Genomic DNA, 16,638 nt, shown 5'->3' on the forward strand with positions numbered 1-16,638 from the left:
GAGCCAGTCAGTCAGGCGATAAGGAAAGTGCGAAGTGGCCTCTTATCGCCTTTGTTCAGGGGCGCTTCGGCTCATGCGTGAGCCCGAGCCTTGCGCCCCTTCTTTTTGGTGGTTGTCTTACTTAGCTTCGGTCTTTGCGTTACCTGCAGCAGCCTTCGCAGCCTCGGCCTTCGGCTTCGGCTTGAAGTCAATACCGGACTCCTTACGCTGCTGAGCGGTAATCGGAGTCGGAGCATCGGTCAGCGGATCGACGCCGCCGCCGGACTTCGGGAATGCAATCACTTCACGGATGGAGTCAACACCAGCCAGCAGGGACACGATGCGGTCCCAGCCGAATGCGATGCCGCCGTGCGGCGGAGCGCCGTACTGGAATGCGTCCAGCAGGAAGCCGAACTGCTCCTGTGCCTCTTCCTCACCGATGCCCATGACGTCGAAGACGCGCTTCTGAACGTCCGGACGGTGGATACGGATCGAGCCGCCACCGATCTCGTTGCCGTTGCAGACGATGTCGTAAGCGTAAGCAAGAGCGCTACCCGGATCCTTATCGAAGGTATCCATGTGCTCCGGCTTCGGAGAGGTGAAGGCGTGGTGAACTGCAGTCCACTGAGAGTGGCCCAGTGCAACGTCACCGGAGGCGGTGGCATCTGCTGCAGGCTCGAACAGCGGTGCGTCGACGACCCAGGTGAAGGCCCAGTCGCCTTCCTTGATCAGGCCGAGCTTGTTGGCAATTTCACCGCGGGCAGCGCCCAGCAGTGCGCGGGAGCTCTTGGCGTCGCCTGCTGCGAAGAAGATACAGTCACCCGGCTTAGCGCCAACATGAGCGGCGATACCTTCGCGCTCTGCGTCGGTGATGTTCTTGGCGACCGGGCCGCCGAGGGTGCCATCCTCCTGAACCAGGATGTAGGCCAAGCCCTTAGCGCCGCGCTGACGGGCCCAATCTTGCCATGCGTCGAGCTGACGACGTGGCTGGGATGCGCCACCTTCCATGACAACTGCACCCACGTAGTCGTTCTGGAACACGCGGAAGGTGGTGTCCTTGAAGAACTCCGTGCAGTCCACCAACGGAATGTCGAAGCGCAGGTCCGGCTTGTCGGAACCGTACTTCTCCATGGCCTCCTTGAAGGTCATGCGCGGAATCGGAGTCTGCACAGTTACGCCAGCCTCAGCGAAGATGGCGACCAGAATTTCCTCAGCCAGAGCGATGACATCATCCTGGTCGACGAAGCTCATCTCAACGTCGAGCTGAGTGAACTCCGGCTGACGGTCAGCACGGAAGTCCTCATCGCGGTAACAGCGGGCAATCTGGTAATAGCGCTCCATGCCAGCGACCATGAGCAGCTGCTTGAACAGCTGTGGCGACTGTGGCAGAGCGTAGAAAGTGCCCGGCTTCAGGCGAGCCGGAACCAGGAAGTCACGTGCGCCTTCCGGAGTGGAGCGCGTCAGAGTCGGAGTTTCGATCTCAGTGAAGTCGTGGCTGTCCAGAACCTTGCGGGCAGCGCGGTTGACGGCAGCGCGCAGACGCATAATCTTTGCCGGGCCCTCGCGGCGCAGGTCCAAGTAGCGGTACTTCAGGCGTGCCTCTTCACCGACGGTGCCAGAAGTTCCGACATCCTCCAACTGGAACGGAAGCGCAGCAGACTCATTGAGAATGGTCAAATCAGTGACGTTGACCTCAATTTCACCCGAGGCCAGGTTCGGGTTCTCCGAGCCCTCCGGGCGCTTCTCCACGACACCAGTGACCTGGATGCAGTACTCGCTGCGCAGGTGGTGAGCCCGCTCAGCGACCTCGCTGTTGCGGAACACGACCTGGGCGTAACCGGAGCGGTCACGCATGTCAATGAAGATCACGCCACCGTGGTCGCGGCGGCGTCCGACCCATCCGGTCAGGGTTACTGTGCTGCCGGCGAGGTCAGCGCGGAGATCTCCGGCAAGATGCGTACGAAGCACTGCGAATTGGTCCTTCCAAAATTGGTGCTATATGGATTAACGCTGAAGATAGCGGTTTCGTCCGTGTAGTCTACCTTGAAGCGCGGACACCTATACGACGACCCCGGTTAAATAACTTTTGCATTCATACCGAGTCACCGTAACGGCCAGTGCAATAGGCTATCAGTCATGACCTTCCGGAATGATTTTCAAAAGAGCTCGGCTCGCGCTGAACGCCGCAGCGGTGGCAGCGGCCGCACCATCGCCATCGGCGGCGGCAGCCTCGGCGGACTAGTCCTGATCGGGCTCTTCCTGCTTCTGGGCGGAGACCCCTCAGACCTCAATCAAATCACTGGTGTGCAGGGCGGCAATTCCCCCAACTCCGTCGAGCAAACAGCTTCCCAAGACAACTGCCAAACCGGCGCCGACGCCAATGAAAAAGTCGACTGCCGCGTCGAGTTCACCGGAATTTCCCTAGACCATGTCTGGTCGCAGCAGCTACCAGCTCAAGCCGGCATTGAATACACTCAGCCCAACTTGGTGCTGTTCTCGCAAGGCACCCGCACGGGCTGCGGTGCGGCGTCGTCATCAACAGGCCCGTTCTACTGCCCCGCTGACGAAACCGCATACTTCGATGGAGACTTCTTCCACACCTTGGAGCAGATGGGTGGCGGCAACGGCCCGCTGGCTCAGGAGTACGTAGTAGCCCACGAGTTCGGCCACCACCTTCAAAAACTGGAAGGCACGCTGGGACTCAGTGACTACAACAACCCTGGCGCTGACTCCGATGCGGTGAAAATTGAGCTGCAGGCAGACTGCTACGCGGGCATTTGGGCGCACTACGCCGACAAGGGGCCGGATGCCATTTTGGAGCCGCTTTCCGACGAGCAGGTTGCTGACACCCTCAAGACGACCACGGCCATTGGCGATGACACCATTCAGCAGCACAGTGGTCAGGGCGTCCAGCCGGATTCCTGGACACATGGTTCTGCTGAGCAGCGCACCGAGTATTTCCTGACCGGATACAAGACCGGTCAGATGTCTCAGTGCGACACGCTGCAGCGTGGCGTATACCGCTAAAGCGCCGCAGCGCCAACTTGGCTCGTCAGACGGCCAATGTGATGCAGCGTTAGATGCGCGCCTGCAGTTCCTGCACCAGGTCGGCCAGCTTCACTGCGTGCTGCTCGTGAGATTCCAGGTTTTTGACCTGAACCTCACCAGCGGCCAGCTCGGTCTCGCCGAGAACCAGTGCGAAGCGAGCACCTGCACGGTCGGCGCCCTTCATGGCGCCCTTGAGACCGCGACCACCGTAGGACATATCAGTGCGGATACCAGCGCGACGCAGCTTGTTGATCTGAACTGCCATTTCGCGTGCAGCTTCCTCACCGAGAGCGACACCGTAGACATCAACGCGGCGACCATCGCTGGCCTGCTTGCCCTCTGCCTCAAGCGCTAGCAGAGCGCGGTCGACACCCAGGCCAAAGCCAATGCCGGAGAGCTCCTGCCCACCCAGCTGTGCCATGAGACCGTCATAGCGTCCACCACCGCCAATGCCGGACTGTGCGCCGAGACCGTCGTGAACGAACTCGAAGCACGTCTTGGTGTAGTAATCCAGGCCACGCACCATACGTGGGTTGATGGTGTACGGAATCTCCATGTCATCCAGCAGACCGGTAACTATCTCAAAGTGGCTGCGGGCACTATCTGACAGGTAGTCCAGCATCAAAGGCGCGTCGGCAAGCATCTCTTGCATTTCCGGACGCTTATCATCCAGTACGCGCAGCGGATTGATATCAGCGCGGTGGCGAGTCTCCTCATCGAGCGGCAAATCAAACAGAAATTCCTGCAGCTTCTTGCGGTATTCCGGGCGGCAGGTGTTATCGCCGAGGCTGGTTAGCTCAAGACGGAATCCATCGAGACCGATGCCGCGGAAGCATGCGTCGGCAAGCGCGATAACCTCAGCGTCCAGCGCCGGGTCGTCCACGCCGATTGCCTCGACGCCGACCTGCTGCAGCTGACGGTAACGACCGGCCTGCGGGCGCTCGTAGCGGAAGAAGGGGCCGGCGTACGACAGTTTGACCGGCAGCTGACCGCGATCGAGATTGTGCTCGATCACTGCGCGCATCACGCCCGCGGTGCCTTCGGGGCGCAGCGTAACGGAGCGATCGCCGCGGTCGGCGAAAGTGTACATCTCCTTGGTGACCACATCGGTGGACTCACCCACGCCACGGGCAAACAGCCCTGTTTCCTCAAAGATTGGCAGCTCAATGTGCTCATAACCCGCCAGCCGAGCACGGTGCTGGAAAGAGTTACGCACCGCCTCGAATTCGCGGGATACCGGCGGGACGTAATCCGGCACACCCTTGGGCGCGGAGAATGGCTTCATCTTCTTTGGTTTCTGGCTAGAGTTCACTCCGCTTACTCTACCTGCCGCACATGGCGACGTGTCAGCCAGGCTAGGTCAGTTCCTGCAGAAACGGGTTGGTCGCGCGCTCATCGCCTATCGACGAGGCGGGTCCGTGCCCCGGAAGAATCATGAGCTCATCCGGCAGTGGCAAGACCTTATTCTTCAGAGACTGCTGCATCTGCTCAGGATTGCTGCCTGGAAGGTCCGTGCGCCCCACAGAACCCTGGAACAACACATCACCACTGAAGACGAGTTCATCGCTGCCATCGGATGCGCGGAGCATAACGCATCCCGGCGAGTGACCAGGGGCGTGAATGACCTCGAAGTTCAAGCCACCCCACTTTACTTCATCACCATCGACGTACGTTTCAGCCTCCGAGTAGGCCTGCATATTATCGACATCAAACAGCTGCGCGAACTGCGACGCACCAATCTTTGGATTGGCCAGCATGAAATTGTCTTCAGGGTGAATGAGAACTGGGATATCCCAGTGAGCCGCAGCCTGCGCCACGTCACGAATGTGGTCGATATGACCGTGGGTCAGCAGAATGGCCTCGGGCTTCCAGTTGCGCTTTTCCACCTCAGCACGAACAACGTCAAATGCTCCCATGCCGGGGTCAATGATTACGCATGGTGTCGCAAGCTCGTCCATTTTCGGAGCGCCAGTGGCGACATAGCAGTTGGTCTGGAACGGGCCGGCTGCAAATCCAAATATCTCCATGCCGACCCATTCTATAGATTCTCAACCTGCACTGAGGCCATACGAAGTACATCCGAAGACCATTCGAAGAACATCCGAACGTAAATTTTTCTACGCTGTTAAGGTCTTGCTAAAACATCGGCTGCCGCTTGGTGATGCTCGTAGAACTGTTCATTGGCAATTGGAACCAACACGAATGGAATTTCTATGAAGATTGCGTACTACCTCACCGGCGCTGCCCTGCTGATGGCGGCCGTGGGATTCGGCATGACCGGCCACCTCCAGATCTCCGCCATCATTTCTGCTATCGCCGCGTTTGTCGCCTGGCTGGGCTATCGCGATAGTCGCACCACTGATCAGGCAGTTGAAGCCGCTGGTCGAAGTAGGAGCTGCATCACTCCGGAAAAGGTCAAAAAGCACCGTCGTCAGCACCCCGGTGTCGGCATCATGGAGGCCGTCGAAGCTCTACGAGAACAATCCACTCACACCTTCCCTACGTTCATTGGCCTGTCATCTCGCAAATGATGAGGCGTTGCGGGCATAATGGTCGTTTGTGTATGCGAGAAGTGACGGAGTGAGCTAATTGCTCTTCCTCGGTCATTTCGATGGGCAGGCTTGTCGCCTTGGTGATGATGTCACCGGCAACAGACGACTTAATAGATACGGAGAGTAACTAGTGGCCAACAATGAACAAAGGCGCAAAGATGCGATGCGGACGCTGGAGCGCGAACTAAAGCGCCGCGACCGTGCCGAGAAGCTGAAGCCTCTGGGCGTTGTCGTGACCACGCTGGCAATCCTGGTGGTTATCGGCGGTGGCATCTACCTGCTGACGACAGCAGGTAGCGCTGACGACAACCAGGCAGCCGATCAGTCCTCTGAGACCTCCGTTGAGCCAGTTGCGCTGGAGGCTACCCCGGTCAGCGGTGAGAAGGTTCCGATGAGCCGCACTACCGCTCTGCCGGAGACCGTCACCTGTGAGTACCCGGATGACGGCCAGGCTTCCAAGGACATTGACAAGCCAGCCACCGACAATGTTCCGGCCACTGGCACTGTCACGGTCACTCTGAACACCAACCAGGGCGAAATTCCGATGGAGCTCGACCGCTCCGTCTCACCATGTGGTGTCAACGCTATCGAGCACATGGCTAAGTCTGGCTACTTTGATGACAGCGTCTGCCACCGCATTACCGGTGGTGGCCTGAATGTCCTGCAGTGTGGTGACCCGACGGGCACCGGTACCGGTGGTCCGGGATTCAAGTTCGCTGGCGAATGGCCGGTCAAGGACGCCGACCTGGATCCCAACACCCCGCTGGTCTACCCGAAGGGTTCCATCGCAATGGCTAACCCGAGCGATCCGGATGCCAACGGCAGCCAGTTCTTCCTCAACTGGGCTGATTCCCAGCTGCCACCGCAGTACACCCTGCTGGGTTCGATGACTGATGACGGCACCAAGACCGTTGAGAAGATTGCCAAGAACGGTATCGAAGGCGGCGGCACCTCTGACGGCAAGCCGGCCAAGGAAGTGAAGATCGAGAAGGCCAAGGTCTCTGAGTAAATTCGGTCTCCGCGAAAGCCCTGGATGGAGTCTTGTGAATTGACTCCTCCAGGGCTCTTTCGTGCCTAATGTAGGTCCCACACGACACAGGAGGACACCGAAGCCCTCCGCGCGGTTAGGCCGGCAACCAGGCGGACGTCGTCAAGCGATTACTGACCAGAGGTGACGCGGTAGACATCGAAGACTCCCTCGACGCCGCGCAGAACATTGATGATGTAGCCCATCTGCTTGGTGTCGGAGACTTCGAAGCTGAACCGCATGACTGCGACGCGATCTTCTGCTGTGTGAGAGGTGGTCGACAGAATTGAGACCTTCTGATCGGAGATGACGCGGGTGATTTCCGACAGCAGACCGTGACGGTCGAGTGCCTCAATTTGCACGGTAACCATGAAGACGGCGCCGGACGAATCCGTGGCCCACGACACATCAATGATGCGTTCGGGCTCTTCGTGTAGCTTGTCCGCGTTCGTGCAGTCTGTTCGGTGCACGCTGACACCGCCACCGCGGGTGACGAAGCCGAAGATGGAGTCGCCCGGCACCGGCGTACAGCATTTCGCGAGCTTGGCAGCCATGTCCGCACTGCCGGCAACGAGCACACCGGTGCTGTCCGCACGACGGGCAGTGTTCGCAACCTGCATCTTCGACAGCGGTGTGCGCTCGGCCAACTGATCTTCAGCATCATCGGCACTGGAGAACTGCGCGACCAGCCGATTGGTCACATGCTGTGCAGAGACCTGCCCTTTACCAATAGCGGTGTAGAGCGCATCGACGTCGGCGTAATGCAGCTCCGAGGCAATCTGCTTGATTGAGGCGGGCGTAAACAGGCGGTGCATAGGCAGTCCACCGCGCTGCACTTCAGCGGCCAGCGCATCGCGGCCGGCATCGAGCGCCTCTTCCCTACGCTCCTTGGCAAACCACTGACGAATCTTCGCCTTCGCGCGCGGAGTCTTAACAAACTTCTCCCAGTCCTTTGACGGCCCGGAATGAGCGTCCTTGGACGTGAAAATTTCCACGCGATCGCCGGTCTTCAGCGGCGATTCCAGCGCCACCAACTTGCCGTTGACCTTGGCACCAATACAGCGGTGACCGACCTCGGTGTGCACCGCGTAGGCAAAGTCCACCGGAGTGGAGTCCGTAGGCAGAGTAATGACATCGCCCTTCGGGGTGAAGGCAAAAATCTCGGTTACCGAGAGGTCATAGCGCAGCGAATCCAAAAACTCGTTGGGGTCGGCTGCCTCACGCTGCCAATCCAGCAGCTGACGCATCCACGCCATCTGATCGACTTCAGCGGAGTCTCCCTTGTGAGAGCCCTTGGTTTCCTTATAACGCCAATGCGCGGCAATGCCGTACTCAGCGTTGTAATGCATTTCGTGGGTACGAATCTGCACTTCCAATGGCGCGCCACCCGGGCCAATCACCGTTGTGTGCAGCGACTGGTAGACGCCGAAACGCGGCGCGGAGATATAGTCCTTGAACCTGCCAGGCATCGGCTTGAACAGCGAGTGCACAGCACCCATCGCGGCGTAGCAGTCCTTGGTGGTATCCACCAAGACACGCAAGCCCACCAAGTCAAAGATCTCGTCGAACTCGTGGCCGCGCACCATCATCTTCTGGTAAATCGACCAGTAGTGCTTCGGCCGTCCCTGGACCTCAGCCGAAATGTGCGACTCCTTGAGCTCCTTGCGAATAATGTCGGAGACCTCTTGGATATAGCGATCGCGCTGGGGTGCGCGATCGGCGACAAGGCGCACAATCTCGTCATACTTCTTCGGGTACAAAATGGCGAAGGAGAGGTCTTCCAACTCCCACTTCACACTGGCCATACCCAGGCGGTGCGCCAACGGAGCGATAACTTCGAGTGTTTCGCGGGCCTTCTTAGCCTGCTTCTCGGGTGGCAAAAAGCGCATCGTGCGCATATTGTGCAGGCGGTCCGCGACCTTGATAACCAGCACACGTGGATCCTGGCTCATGGCGATAATCATCTTGCGGACTGTTTCTGCTTCCGCAGCAGAACCGAGCGCGACCTTGTCCAACTTGGTCACGCCATCAACCAGTCGAGCTACCTCCGGGCCAAAGTCCTTTTCCAAGTCTGCCAGCGTGTAGTCGGTGTCCTCGACGGTGTCGTGCAACAGTGCTGCCACCAGCGTGGTGGTATCCATGCCAATTTCGGCGGCAATAGTCGCAACAGCCAGCGGGTGAGTAATGTACGGCTCACCGGACTTGCGGTACACGCCCTCGTGCAGGCGCTCAGCGGTGTCGTAGGCGCGCTGCAGCACGGCCAAATCCGCGCGTGGATGCACCTGTCGGTGCACCGCCACCAGCGGATCGAGCACCGGACGAATACGTGTCCGGTTACCAGTGAGGCTTCGCGCTAAGCGCGCACCATACCGACGTGCAGGCCCATCAGCCATCGCTCATTCACTCCTCGTTAACGACAAACACGGGAAGATCAGCGAACTTCTCCCGAGCGCCCAAGCCCTGGACTTCCAGAACAGTGCACAGGCCTGTGACTTCAGCCCCGGAGTGCTCTAGCAGCTTTCGAGCCGCTGCCATGGTGCCACCAGTTGCGAGCACATCATCAACGAGGACTACCCTCTTGCCCTTCAGCTCCATGCCATCGGCCGGAATCTCCAGTGCTGCCGTGCCGTACTCCAAGTCATATTCCTCGGTCAGCACCGGCGGCGGCAGCTTGCCCTTCTTTCGAACAGCCAGTACCCCCAGTCCCAGCTTGTATGCCACGGCCGAGCCCAGCAGGAAGCCACGCGCATCCAGACTGCCGATACAGTCGGCACCGAATTCTTCCACCTTCTCGGCGATTTCATCCACGATGAGCGCGAATGCATCTGCGTCGGCAAGCGCAGGCATCAAGTCCTCGAAGAGGACACCTTCGACGGGAAAATCAGGTACGAGGCGAATCTTGTCCTTCAACGCCTCTCGCGCGTGTGCATACGACACAGGTTTAAGCTCCTTTTAAGGAAAAGCAAAAGTGCGGGTACCTGTCAACGATACCCGCACTGTGCGTTTTGAAAGTAGTTTCACCCCTATCTCACGGGGCGCACACCTTGTATTTACTGCCCCGGACGCCAGGACAACGGCATGCCGTCATCGCCGCCTTCAGACGGCGGCTTCGGGGTGGACACTGTCCGCTTCGGCGTAGCGCTCTGTTCAATATCGCTTGCCGACGGATCCACCGCGACGCCATCCTCATCTGTACTTTCGGCAGCTACAGAGACCTTGGCCGAGCCCTGTGCACGCGCTTCCAGCACTGCCTCATCGTGCTTGCGGTAATCCCGCTGGCGCGACTTCAAGGACACCAGCAGTGGCGCCGCCAGGAAGATCGAGGAGAACGTACCCTGCACAATGCCGATCAGCTGAACCAGGGCGAGGTCCTTCAGCGTACCGACGCCCAGCATTCCAACGGCGATAATCATCAGCGCCAGAATCGGCAGCATCGTCGACACAGTGGTGTTGATCGAACGCATGATTGTCTGGTTCACCGCGAGGTTGACCAGTTCCGAGTAAGTCCTTCGTGTCGACGAACGGTACCCTGCGGTGTTTTCATCGACCTTGTCGAAGACCACCACGGTGTCGTACAGCGAAAACGACAGCACGGTCAAAAGACCGATCACCGTTGCCGGAGTGACATCGAAACCAATCAGAGCGTAGATGCCCATGATGACCACGGCATCGACAAGCAGCGAGAGGATCGCCGCAATTGCCATATCTCGCTCAAATCGAATGGTGATGTACGCAAACACCAGAGCCAGGAACACCACTGCCGCAACTAGCATGCGGTTGGTAATTGACGAGCCCCAGGACTCGGAGACCGTCGAGTCACCGATGGCATCCGGAGTCTGTTCGCCCTGCTCGTTGACTGGCTTGAACGCATCATCCAAGGCGATACGAGCCTGGTTGATTTCATCCTGCGTCAGCTTCTCCGAAGTAATCTCCAGAATGCGGCCCTCGCCAGAGCCGATAATCTGAACCATCTCCGGGGTTACGCCGGTGGCGTCTGTAAAGACCTTCTCGGCCTGCTCCGTAGTCACCGATGCCGGCGGCATCGTCATCTTGGTGCCGCCTTCAAAGTCAATGCCGAGGCTGAAACCGCGGATAAGCATCGACAGCACGGCAACAATAATGACACCAGCGGCGATCTGGTACCAGCGCTTACGCTTTCCGACGATCTCGATGCCGCCCTCACCGGTGTAGAGGCGGCGGAAGAAGGAGTCCTCGGAAGCCGAGGTGGATTCTTCAGTAATAACCGGTGTCGTCTGAGTAGTTTTCATGGGTTCTTACTTCCCCTCATTCGAGCCGGAGGTGCTTGCCTCAGCAGTGGCAGATGCACGGTTCTTGCGAGCGACATCCATCACCGAGCCAAAGCCATTCATGGACGGCTTCGACAGTGCCGGCCACTTCCGAGTAGCGAGGATCACCAGCGGTGCTGTGACCAGGAATGCGGTCACAATATCGAAGAACGTGGATAGGCCGAGTGTGAATGCGAATCCGCGAACATCACCGATTGCCAGGATGTACAGAACCACGGCCGCAATGATGGACACGAAGTTACCCGACAGGATTGTGCGCCGTGCCCGTCGCCAAGCGTGCGGTACTGCGGAGCGGAACGTCCTGCCTGCGCGAATCTCATCCTTGATGCGCTCGAAGAACACGATGAAGGAGTCGGCGGTCACACCAATGGAAATAATGATGCCGGCGATACCAGCAAGATCAAGCGAATAGCCGATCCAGCGGCCCAGCAGAACCAGGACACCGTAGACCATCGCACCAGCAGATGCCAGCGAGATCATCGAGATTAGACCAAGTCCGCGGTAGAGAACTGCAGCGTAGACCACGATGAGTGCGATACCGATAATGCCGGCGAGCAAACCTGCCTGCAGCGAGGCGCTACCGAGCATCGGTGGAATGGTAGTTGTGGTACCACCCGGCTCGCCATCTTCACCGGCAAACGACAGCGGCAAGGCACCGTAGCGCAAGTTATTGGCAAGGGCCTGTGCTTCATCGATGGTGAAGTCACCGGTAATGCGCGTAGCCGAACCGACTGGGGTCGGCTCCTGAATGACCGGTGCCGAGATGACCTTCGAGTCCAGCACGATTGCTACCTGCTGCTGCTGGTAGTCCTCAGTCAGCTTTGTCCAGGAACGAGCGCCGGTGTCATTCTTGCCGGCCTTGAAGCTGAAGGAAACCTGGATCTGGCCGGACTGCTGGTCGTAGCCGCCGTTGATTGGTGCATTGGTGTCAATGTCATCGCCAGACAGTCGCTTGCCCTTGACCTCGTCCTTCTCACCAATCAGCAGCGGTGCCTTATCCAAGAAGATGGCCTTGCCACCCTCCGGCGCACAGGTCACCAGCGGCTTGGCCGGATCATCTGCGCCCTGCAGCGGGTCGGTGGCATTGGGGTCGTCACACTTCATCAGCGACGCTGCGGCGAACTGCGTAGTCACGTCATCAGACTGACGGGTAGCCAGCATGACATCGCGGACCTTCGTACGCAGCTCAGCGGCCTCGATGGAGTTACCCGGCTTCTCCGGCGTCGTGGCTTCCAGCTTCGGGGCCTCGCCCAGCGACTTGGACATTTCCTCCGGAACCGGCTGACCTGGGTTCTGTTGCTTGAAGGCATCGATTGCCTGCTTCTGGGTGGCCTGCATGTCCTTGTACAGGGCATCGACGCGCTTGGTGGCATCTTCCTTCGACAGCACGCCAACGGAAACCCAGTCCTCGGCGGTCTTCTTGACGACCTCGCTAAAACGAGCTTCATCCGGCCCCTCTGTGGGCTGGACGACCGGGCGGAAGAACAGCTGCGATGTCTGGCCCAGTGTACGAGCCTCCTGTGAGTCTTCGCCCGGCACCGTGATGACCAACGTGTCACCGTCAGTAACGACCTGTGCACCACTGACGCCCATACCGTTGACACGATTTTCCAGAATCTTTCGAGCCTGGTCGAGCTGGTCACGAGTTGGGTTCTCACCCTGCGGCACCAGAGTCACTCGAGTACCACCCTGCAGGTCGATACCAAGTTTCGGCTTGAGCGATCTGTCGCCGGTGAATAGGACGAGTGCGTACGTGAGAACGAGGAAGCATACGAACAGGGCCAGCAGCCACTGTGGCCAATTCCTCTTGAACGTATTCGCACCTGATCTGGATTTGCTGTTCAAAGCAAAGTCTCCTGAATAGTGACGTTTAGGTACTTAAAGACGCTTCGGATAGAAACGCGTGTCCATAACCGCACCGCGAACCCACGCAATTTCCATTGAGGAGACATTGCGGACGTCGCCAAGCAAAGTTATAAACACCAACCGCTAGAGAATATCCGATTTAGCGCTGCGCGCCGGTTTTGCTGGTACCTGATTGGCAAATTTTCCACGCTCGGGGGCAGAGTGCGCCGTGATGTCTACGGTCGATTGCCCTCAACATGGCAAATGGCCGCTGCTTTTAATGATGCAAGCGGCCATACTGGATTTTCCTACTTATCGGTGGTCTCGCCCGGCTGCTCGCCTGGGTTGGCGGAATCCTCAGATGCGTTGGTAGAGGAATCCTCACCAGTTGCGTCAGCGTTGTCGGCGTGGCTAGCGCGCTGATCGCGGTGGGCGTAATCAGCTCCAGTGCCCTCGGACAGGTTGCGGGCAATTGCAGCCTTCTCCCAGCGCGTGACAATGCCGTCGGCGATAATCAGGTCGACAGTGGTGTCCGAGGTATCGACGACGACACCGTGCATACCGGAACCGGTGATAACCTCAGCGCCCGGAACCAGCTTCGACTGCATATCCCGGATGTTGCGGACCTGCTTGTTTTGCTTCATGATCTGCCAGATTGGCACGGCCAAGAACAAGACAATTAGTAGGAGGAGAATAAATTGATCCATGATTGCCGAGTCTAACGAATTGCCAGGTCGCAATTCCACATGACCCCGCCAACCTTCTACCTATTCAGATGTTTTTGGCGCCGTATTAGATCTGGTTTTAGGTGCCGATTGTTCCCGCTGGCGGTTCCATACCCAAATGTTCCCAGGCACGTGCGGTGGCCACACGTCCGCGGGACGTACGCGCAATCATGCCGGCACGCACCAGGTACGGCTCACACACTTCTTCAACAGTCGATGGCTCCTCACCTACTGCAAGCGCGAGCGAATTCACGCCAACCGGGCCGCCACCGTGTCCTTTGACCAGCGCAGTCAGGACAGCGCGGTCCAGACGGTCCAGCCCCAGTTCATCAACATCAAAAACGATCAGCGCGGCCCTGGCGGCTCCAAGGTCAATGACACCGCCGGAATGCACATCGGCAAAATCACGAACTCGACGCAGCAGCCTGTTGGCAATTCGTGGGGTACCGCGGGAGCGAGAGGCAATCTCTACTGCTGCATCTGGGCTTATGTCGACTCCCAGAATTCCAGCGGCACGAGTCACCACCTTAGTCAGGTCCTCTACCTCATAGAACTCCATCTGCGCGGTGAAACCGAAGCGGTCACGCAGTGGACCGGTGAGCATACCCGACCGAGTTGTCGCACCTACCAGAGTAAACGGCGGAATCTCCAGAGGAATTGACGTAGCACCCGGCCCCTTGCCGACAATGACATCAATTCGGAAATCCTCCATAGCCATATAGAGCATTTCTTCCACTGGGCGGGCAATACGGTGAATCTCGTCGATGAAGAGGATATCGCCCTCCATCAGGTTCGACAGCATGGCTGCGAGGTCACCGGCGCGAATGAGCGCTGGACCGGATGTCATACGTAACGACGTGCCCATCTCCTGCGCAATAATCATGGCCATCGTGGTTTTGCCCAGGCCGGGCGGACCGGAGAGCAAAATATGATCCGGCGCTACCTTGCGCCCTTTCGCACCGGCCAAAACCAAATCCAGTTGTTCACGAACCTTTGGCTGACCAATAAACTCACCCAGCGACTTCGGGCGCAGATTCGACTCCGCGTCGAGCTCTTCAAATTGCGCTCGAGCATCCACATCGCGGTGGCCATCGCCTCCTGCTCCAGCGCCGGCCGCAGTGTCAGCACCGAAACCGGCACCGGATACGCCACCGCCGAAGGAGTTGCCAGACACATTAAATTCCGTGCGCTCGATATCGCTCATAGTCCCCTCATCCTAGTTCACCACTGCCCCACAATCCTCGACCGACTCTGACCTTGCGAACAGCAGCTACTTCTCCCCCAACGTCTTCAGTGCAGCACGCAATGCCATCGACGTATCCAGCGACGGATCAATCCGAACAACCGATTCCGCAGCAGCATTTGCTTCCGATTCAGGGAACCCAAGCCCCACCAGAGCACCAACAACCTGATCCAAGTCAGCCTTGAGCTCGATGCCCGGGGCCGCAACTCCCGCTGTCCCCTCAGTACTGGACACCGCCCGGTCAGCAAATACCTCGACCTTGTCCTTCAGCTCCACCAACAAGCGCTCCGCAAGGCGCTTTCCGACGCCGTTTGCCGCCTGCAGAGCCTTACCATTTTTAGAGGCCACAGCATTGGCAATCTCCGCCGGAGTTAGAACCGACAAAATGGCCATGGCGACCTTCGGCCCGACAGTCGATACCGAGCGCAGAAGTGCAAACATTTCGCGTTCCTGCGAATTGGCAAAACCGAAGAGCGTGATGGCATCCTCGCGGACCGTCATCGTGGTCAACATAAAGGTCTCTTCATGACGAACCAGCTGCGAGGCCACTTTCCCGGTAATGGTGACCAAGTGTCCAACACCGCCGCACTCAATCACACAGAAATCAGCACCGAGGTCGATAACCTCACCGCGCAGGGATGCAATCACTTCTCACAAGTCCTTTCGCTTTGGCCATTCGAGCCGATTATTTCGATGCACTGTGCCGCTGAGCAAAGCTCGCTTCTCGAGCCCGTTGTTGTGCCGCAATAGCTTCCAACGTCTCCTTCTGACGCTGGAGCACCGGACCACGCCAACAGTGGCAGATGGCAATAGCTAAAGCATCTGCCGCGTCCGCAGGTTTAGGCGGAGTCTCCAGCCCCAGAATCCTCGTCACCATCGTAGTCATCTGCTTTTTGTCTGCTCTGCCGTTGCCGGTCAGTGCTTTCTTGACCTCTGACGGGGTATACATATGCACTTCCAACCCGCGGCGAGCTGCTGCCAGAACTAACACCCCAACCGCGTGCGCTGTCTGCATCACCGTGGAGACATTGCCACGTTCGAATACCCTTTCCATGGCGACAACATCCGGCTCATATTCATCCATCCACTGCTCAACCGCGTTTGATAGCCGCAGCAGACGATCCTCCAACGAGGCCGTGGTTGGCGTACGAGCAACACCGACAGCGATGGGGATTACTTTTCTGCCCTGTGCCCCCTCCGCAATTGAGAGACCACAGCGCGTAAGCCCTGGGTCAATGCCCATTACTCGCAACGGTTTAGCTCGATAACTCACGTAACAACTAATACCACATTTCGAACAGCTGTTTGCATGGATGTCATTGAGGGGCAGTTTTCAGCGATTCTGCTAATTTAGTCACCATGAATTCACCAAAGAAACTCTATGGTGTCTTGGCTGCAGCCGAAATGATTACGTGGGCGCTGCTGATCCTGGGAATGGCGCTGAAGTACGTATTCAAGGTTACCGATGCGGCGACCTCAATTTTCGGTGGTCTCCACGGTTTCACCTTCCTTTGCTACTTGGTCACCACCATTTTGGTGTGGATTAATCAGCGCTGGAGCTTTGGCCGAGGCGTAGTCGGATTGGCTTCGTCCATCATCCCGTTTGCCACCTATCCGTTTGAGCAGAACACGCTCAAGGCAGGACTGTTGGATAAGCCGTGGCGCTTTACCGACCCCGAAGAAGAGCCTGCTGATATCTTCGAATGGGTGCTCTCGATGGTTATCCGTCGCCCATTTGTTTCCGCTTTCGTTATCCTGGGCATCCTTCTCATTGTCTTTACCCTGCTGCTTATGGCCGGACCACCCACACAGTGGTTCTCTTAAAACCTCTTGGCAGGACGTTGTAACCTGCGTTGGCCGCCACATATCGATGAGATTTTCACCCATGGCCACGCTATAGCGCATCGGCAAG

15 protein-coding genes are annotated in these 16,638 nt (G+C 58.2%); 4 read left to right on the forward strand and 11 right to left on the reverse strand.

The window, feature by feature from the left end; all coding sequences use genetic code 11:
• Window positions 1-117: 117 nt before the first annotated feature.
• Window positions 118-1,947: an aspartate--tRNA ligase gene (aspS, locus tag Q4E11_RS00960; RefSeq protein WP_303162816.1), complete on the reverse strand. Its 1,830-nt coding sequence runs from the start codon at window positions 1,945-1,947 to the stop codon at window positions 118-120.
• Window positions 1,948-2,115: 168 nt separating this feature from the next.
• Here aspS and Q4E11_RS00965 point away from each other — a divergent pair, with 168 nt between their 5' ends.
• The gene (locus tag Q4E11_RS00965; protein WP_303162817.1) at window positions 2,116-3,006 is read left to right on the forward strand and encodes a neutral zinc metallopeptidase; all 891 of its coding nucleotides are present in this window, start codon (window positions 2,116-2,118) and stop codon (window positions 3,004-3,006) included.
• A gap of 49 nt (window positions 3,007-3,055) precedes the next feature.
• On the opposite strand, the gene hisS is transcribed toward Q4E11_RS00965, so the two are convergent.
• Together hisS and Q4E11_RS00975 are read right to left on the reverse strand one after the other, a co-directional pair.
• Window positions 3,056-4,312 (reverse strand): histidine--tRNA ligase, encoded by a 1,257-nt coding sequence (gene hisS / locus Q4E11_RS00970; protein WP_303163459.1) that lies wholly within the window; start codon window positions 4,310-4,312, stop codon window positions 3,056-3,058.
• Window positions 4,313-4,382: 70 nt separating this feature from the next.
• Window positions 4,383-5,054, reverse strand: coding sequence for an MBL fold metallo-hydrolase (locus Q4E11_RS00975; RefSeq protein WP_303162818.1), 672 nt, complete (start codon window positions 5,052-5,054; stop codon window positions 4,383-4,385).
• A 186-nt stretch (window positions 5,055-5,240) separates the two neighbouring features.
• On the opposite strand from Q4E11_RS00975, the gene Q4E11_RS00980 reads away from it, so the two are divergent.
• Together Q4E11_RS00980 and Q4E11_RS00985 are read left to right on the forward strand one after the other, a co-directional pair.
• A complete protein-coding gene (locus Q4E11_RS00980) occupies window positions 5,241-5,558 on the forward strand; it encodes a hypothetical protein (RefSeq protein WP_303162819.1) in 318 nt (105 codons plus the stop codon).
• 151 nt (window positions 5,559-5,709) lie between these two features.
• Window positions 5,710-6,588 carry a peptidylprolyl isomerase gene (locus tag Q4E11_RS00985; RefSeq protein ID WP_303162821.1) on the forward strand — a complete coding sequence of 293 codons (879 nt, stop codon included), beginning with the start codon at window positions 5,710-5,712 and terminating at the stop codon, window positions 6,586-6,588.
• A 149-nt stretch (window positions 6,589-6,737) separates the two neighbouring features.
• Here Q4E11_RS00985 and Q4E11_RS00990 read toward each other — a convergent pair whose 3' ends face one another.
• From Q4E11_RS00990 to ruvC, 8 genes are all read right to left on the reverse strand, one after another.
• Window positions 6,738-8,999: a bifunctional (p)ppGpp synthetase/guanosine-3',5'-bis(diphosphate) 3'-pyrophosphohydrolase gene (locus tag Q4E11_RS00990; RefSeq protein WP_303162822.1), complete on the reverse strand. Its 2,262-nt coding sequence runs from the start codon at window positions 8,997-8,999 to the stop codon at window positions 6,738-6,740.
• 7 nt (window positions 9,000-9,006) lie between these two features.
• Window positions 9,007-9,543: an adenine phosphoribosyltransferase gene (locus Q4E11_RS00995; RefSeq protein ID WP_303162824.1), complete on the reverse strand. Its 537-nt coding sequence runs from the start codon at window positions 9,541-9,543 to the stop codon at window positions 9,007-9,009.
• Between the two features lie 113 nt (window positions 9,544-9,656).
• Window positions 9,657-10,874, reverse strand: a complete 1,218-nt coding sequence (gene secF, locus Q4E11_RS01000) for a protein translocase subunit SecF (protein ID WP_303162825.1) — start codon at window positions 10,872-10,874, stop codon at window positions 9,657-9,659.
• 6 nt (window positions 10,875-10,880) lie between these two features.
• Complete coding sequence (gene secD / locus Q4E11_RS01005; protein ID WP_303162826.1) at window positions 10,881-12,758, reverse strand: protein translocase subunit SecD; 1,878 nt, start codon at window positions 12,756-12,758, stop codon at window positions 10,881-10,883.
• Window positions 12,759-13,066: 308 nt separating this feature from the next.
• Entirely contained in the window at window positions 13,067-13,465 is a 399-nt protein-coding gene (gene yajC / locus Q4E11_RS01010) for a preprotein translocase subunit YajC (RefSeq protein ID WP_303162828.1), read from the reverse strand.
• Between the two features lie 97 nt (window positions 13,466-13,562).
• Window positions 13,563-14,687, reverse strand: a complete 1,125-nt coding sequence (ruvB, locus tag Q4E11_RS01015) for a Holliday junction branch migration DNA helicase RuvB (RefSeq protein ID WP_303162829.1) — start codon at window positions 14,685-14,687, stop codon at window positions 13,563-13,565.
• 66 nt (window positions 14,688-14,753) lie between these two features.
• Entirely contained in the window at window positions 14,754-15,374 is a 621-nt protein-coding gene (gene ruvA, locus Q4E11_RS01020; protein ID WP_303162830.1) for a Holliday junction branch migration protein RuvA, read from the reverse strand.
• Between the two features lie 37 nt (window positions 15,375-15,411).
• Window positions 15,412-15,969, reverse strand: coding sequence for a crossover junction endodeoxyribonuclease RuvC (ruvC, locus tag Q4E11_RS01025; protein ID WP_303162831.1), 558 nt, complete (start codon window positions 15,967-15,969; stop codon window positions 15,412-15,414).
• A gap of 116 nt (window positions 15,970-16,085) precedes the next feature.
• Between ruvC and Q4E11_RS01030 the strand changes: the two genes are divergently transcribed.
• A complete protein-coding gene (locus Q4E11_RS01030; RefSeq protein ID WP_303162832.1) occupies window positions 16,086-16,550 on the forward strand; it encodes a DUF3817 domain-containing protein in 465 nt (154 codons plus the stop codon).
• Window positions 16,551-16,638: the final 88 nt, after the last annotated feature.

It is taken from the genome of Corynebacterium sp. (assembly GCF_030532195.1).
Lineage (GTDB): Bacteria > Actinomycetota > Actinomycetes > Mycobacteriales > Mycobacteriaceae > Corynebacterium.